The 4,539-nt window shown below is 48.2% G+C and carries 5 protein-coding genes; all 5 read right to left on the bottom strand.

Annotated features, from left to right (window positions below; all coding sequences use genetic code 11):
* The coding region (locus Q0668_RS21165; protein ID WP_298868290.1) for a hypothetical protein at positions 1-321 on the bottom strand (321 nt) is incomplete at its 3' end.
* A gap of 462 nt (positions 322-783) precedes the next feature.
* Entirely contained in the window at positions 784-1,668 is an 885-nt protein-coding gene (locus tag Q0668_RS21160; RefSeq protein WP_298868288.1) for a hypothetical protein, read from the bottom strand.
* A gap of 3 nt (positions 1,669-1,671) precedes the next feature.
* Positions 1,672-2,613, bottom strand: a complete 942-nt coding sequence (locus Q0668_RS21155; protein ID WP_298868286.1) for a hypothetical protein — start codon at positions 2,611-2,613, stop codon at positions 1,672-1,674.
* A 261-nt stretch (positions 2,614-2,874) separates the two neighbouring features.
* Positions 2,875-3,891 (bottom strand): hypothetical protein, encoded by a 1,017-nt coding sequence (locus Q0668_RS21150; protein WP_298868284.1) that lies wholly within the window; start codon positions 3,889-3,891, stop codon positions 2,875-2,877.
* Positions 3,892-4,084: 193 nt separating this feature from the next.
* The coding region (locus tag Q0668_RS21145; protein ID WP_298868282.1) for a formylglycine-generating enzyme family protein at positions 4,085-4,539 on the bottom strand (455 nt) is incomplete at its 5' end.

The raw sequence follows: 4,539 nt of genomic DNA, 5'->3' as shown, positions 1-4,539 counted from the left end.
GAAACCGTTTTCTGTGATGACGCCTGTCACTCGCGCATTGAGTGGTGAACGTTCCGGCATTTCACCCAATGACCGGTGCAGGGCAGCGCGCCGTTTCTCCTGATATGCGATGAACGGTTTCTTTGAAACGAGAGCTGCTTCCAGTTCCGTCAGTCGTTGATCGAGTGCATGATGCACGTGACCACGCAGATAAGCCCGCATCATCTGCTGACTCTTATCCGCATGAAAATTCTTCGGCAGAACTCGATAATCACTCTGAGTCTGTGCGCCAGCACTCATCTGGAAGAGGATCAAGATCACAATCAGTATGAATTTTTTCATCGGCTCTTTCTCATGTCAATGCAGGCTGAACTGAACTCTATTTTTCAGAGAATCAATTATCTTAACGCCGCAATCTCCCTTGCGTCCAGCGTGTAAGAATTGCAACACAATTCGACCACAGAGTTCACTGAAATACCGGCATCCAGTGCCGGAGGAAAACGGAACAGTCATTGTCGTCATCGAATCTGAGTATGCAAAAGACATATCTTACGCCCCTTGAACGTGTAGGGCGTACTTAGCGTGTCGCATTGCGACTATCGGATCGATCCGTGCCGCCCTGCGTGCTGACAGGATCGTAACTGCCTTACTGAGCAAATTTTGCGATTCGCGATGAATTCACGAATACCGCTCCGATGGGAATCGTCCAATCGAGTTCATTGCCTCCCTGCCAACTTCCAGCACCCGCTGATCTCGTACCATCACACGGGTTCGCCCTCAAAAGGAAACGGAGGCAATCTGAAACTACCATCCCCGGGAAAAGAGCTTCAGATCGGAAACGGTACCGTACTCAGACAGCCAGACCGTAAATAACTCGTCTTTCTGCTCCTCATCCGGCGCTCCCACTCGTTTGAAATTGACGCCCCAGACTTTTAGTGTTTGCAGTGCGCCATCCGCGCCGACACTCATCGGTAATGCAATCGATCGACAATCCATAAACTCAAACCGTAGCGGTTTCTTCCCCGGTGCGACTTTCATTTGACTCAGAAACTTCTGAAACGTGGTACGCCCTTGTTTCTCGATCTGCTGCTGAGTGAGCTTTACCTCCTGCGTTTTGGGTTTGACCGTCAACTTGAGATTCGAACACAGACTCTCTTGACGATCTAAATTGTAGGCGTCGTAAAGATAGAGATCCGGGGGAATCACTTTTCCGCGATCAGAAACCAGCGCACGATAACGAGAAGGTACCCCTGTAAAACCGCCAAGGCTTGGATGAATCGACCAGACCACTTGCCAGCGGTAACCGATCTGTTCTATTGAAACGAGCTCTGTTTGTTCGAAATCGAAATCATGGTTGGTAGATAATTGCTGATTGACGAGTGCTTTAAGCGCCTTGTCGGGCGCCACAAGTTTCATCACTTTCGCGACAGGCACTACGGAGTCAAGTGAGACAGGAGTTCGATCCCCCTCCTCTAGATAAGGCGTAGCATATGCGAAAATCAGATGCCCGATATCAAACGATGTTTCCGGATCGGCGTCTGGAACCAGATCAGAGAAATTCGGTTCGGATCCTAAATAGCAACTCCCATGAGCAAACATCGGATCAAGCGTTTGTTCCTGCTCTGGATCGCCCCACACAGGCGAAAGCAGAACCATCAGCATGACCGCCATCAATAATAAACTACGCATGGCTCAATTCCTGTCTCGTTCATCGATCAGTCGTAACTCAGCAACCGTTCCATCCTGCTTTACCCAGACTGTGAACAGTTCCGGGGGCACTTTCGATTTTTGATTTTGTACTTCCTGAAAATTGACGGCCCACACATCAACATACTCGATCTTTCCTTCCGTACTCAGACTCAAGGGCAGTCGTGCTGTCTGCACATTCACGAACCGGAACTGAAAGGATTCGGCTTTATGTTTTTCATGCAGCGTCTTGAGCATATCTTCAAACGCCATCCGCGCCCGGGCCTCAATCGCGGACGCATTCAGCCTGCGCTCAGGTGTCAAATCCCCCGTAGCCAGCTTTAGCTTGGAACAGGGCCAGATTCGAGGGTGCTCCGTTTTCCGGTAGCGGGGATTCTGCTGGGGATTGAACTCAGGTTTGGGGAGCAATAACTGAACGGTGTCGATCAGATAACGATCATGCGGGATCAGAGTTCCCTCAGCAGTGACCAGCATCTTGATCCGCTCAGGCTCTTCCACGAGGCCTCCAAAAACGGGAAACCGCTTCCAGACCACCTCCCACTGATAACCTGACTCTCCCCACTGGGACAGGCGCGCTTTTTTAAACTGAAAGGCTTGTTTCTGTTGCAACTGCTGATTGACCAGTTCCTGAAATGCAGCATCCGGTTCCGAAACCGTAACTGCTTTACCGACCCGAACCATTGACTCCAGTTTCGTTGGTTTCTGCTCCCGGCCTCTTCGCTTCCAGTCATTGGGCTCATAAGCAAAAATCACATGCCCCAGTCGAAATGTCAGTGAATCAGGCGTATTTCGCTCTATTTCATCAAGATCGGGCATCCGCTCGGTATTCATTTTCCAGTCTGAAAATCCCGTCGCAGATTGTGCAACTGAGGCGGATTCGCATACACATAAAGCAGACAGTATCAATAAAAGTCGTTTCAGAACCATCCTGCCTCCCGATTGACCAGGTTGCGTTTAAGTCGAATCTCCATTTGGAATTGCCCGGAACCACTCCCGGCTCGGAATGCCGCCTATTATAACAGCATGCGCTTCCCCCGTGTCTATTGCATCGAATTATTTCCTCGACCACCTGTAGAATGTTATCAACCCGCGCAACAACCGCAAAGCCCTAGCGGACACTCTTTGCTGGCTGTCAACCATGATTGGGGGAACGAAAAATTGGCTCCGGTACAGTTCATGGATATTAGATCAATCCGTATTCTTAAATTCTTCTGCAAATCCAAAACGTGATTTTCCCGACATGACCATCTGGAGCTTGCCGCCCGTCTCATCGATTACTATTTCTGTATCCACTTTCCATTGGCACTCACGCAGAATTGAAGCCTGGGGGTCAAAATAGAAGTAGCCACTCGATTCCTGTTTACCCAGTTTCATGGGTATATAGGATGGCTTACCCTGTTTCAGTTGAACTGGGAGATCGAACTTCTCAAGCTGCTTGTCTTTCACCTTTACCGCCCCGACATAATGGGGAGAGAAGTTCAGAACAAAACTGCCGAATTCATTTTCTAATGTCGTATATGATTGCTTCCAATGGTCACCAATTTTACAAGGCAACTCGGGAAAGGTGATCAATGCACCAAAAAACAGAGAGTTCAAACCTCGTTCTTCCAGTAGTACTCCCGGCGATTCTGATTTGTAAAATCCCTGAATTCTTTTCCTTAGTTTTTCATCCATTTTGACATCACTGACCTTACCCCGCGAGTTTATCTGGCATTTCAGTTCGATGCCCAACAACAAGTCAGAGAGAGTCCCGGCTGCCAGTCTTTTCATAAAATTGAGCTCTGTCTCTTTCACTCCCTCTTTGGAATCGTAGTCATAACGATTTCGAGGGGAATCAAGACTACTCCGGATCCGAGTCAGCTTAAACTTTAGCTCATTGGTCCCCGCTGCTGCGTTTTGCTTGAGCACTTGAATGTCGAAATCAAGCGTCAGGCTCCCTTCAACCCCCTGCAGCTTTCCCTCACCGGGCACAGCTAACTTGGAATAGGAGGTGGTTTCCCAATGATAGGTTTTCTGCTTATCAAACTTCCAGCGGAATAAGCGCCCCTGCAACGGTGCTTGTGACGGTGCCTGAATCAACAAGGTCGAGCCATTACTTTGCCCCGGATCGGCGACTACACTCGGAGTAAGTCCAAAGAAATTCCACATCAGTAAGGGACTCAGCAGGCAGAGCAGCATGCATAATTTAAAGCCAGAATATTTCATGAGAGGATTCTATTTCCTGTTTTAATCCAGTTGAAAAGACATAAAGCGAGACAGGCCTAAGCTCAGCCTACAACTGTTCCAGCCTGCGAAAAGCCTGAAATCGCATTCAATCTAATAAGTCATTATGAATAACGAAGACGCGAATGCTAACTAATTCCTGCAAAAATCAATCGATTCCAACTCCGACGGCTTGCTAGTCGGAAATTCGGACCACACGAAAGCCGAGAGTACTAATACTCAAATCAGGTGCTAAATTATGGCGCGCCGACGAAAAGCAATAGCTGGCGATGTTGGTTATTCCGCCACCACGGATGACACGATATTTCATCCGGCCCCGTGTCTGTATCGGATCCGTGATAACATCGCCTGGATAGACATTAAACCAGTCCTGGCACCATTCAAACACATTGCCATGCATGTCATATAATCCAAATGCATTTGGTTTCTTTTCACCTGCAGGATGAGTTTTTAAACTTGAATTTTTAAAATACCATGCGTAATCACCTAACTTCGAATCATCATCACCAAAACTAAACTTTGTCGTTGTTCCCGCTCGGCACGCATATTCCCATTCAGCCTCAGTTGGTAGTCGGTAGCTAAAGCCTTTCTCATCTGGCATCTTCGAAAGCTTAAGGCAGAATTCTACTG

The organism is uncultured Gimesia sp., from assembly GCF_937910335.1.
Classification (GTDB): domain Bacteria; phylum Planctomycetota; class Planctomycetia; order Planctomycetales; family Planctomycetaceae; genus Gimesia.
Note: the sequence above shows the minus strand (reverse complement) of the source record. Positions and strands in the feature narration are given on the sequence as shown.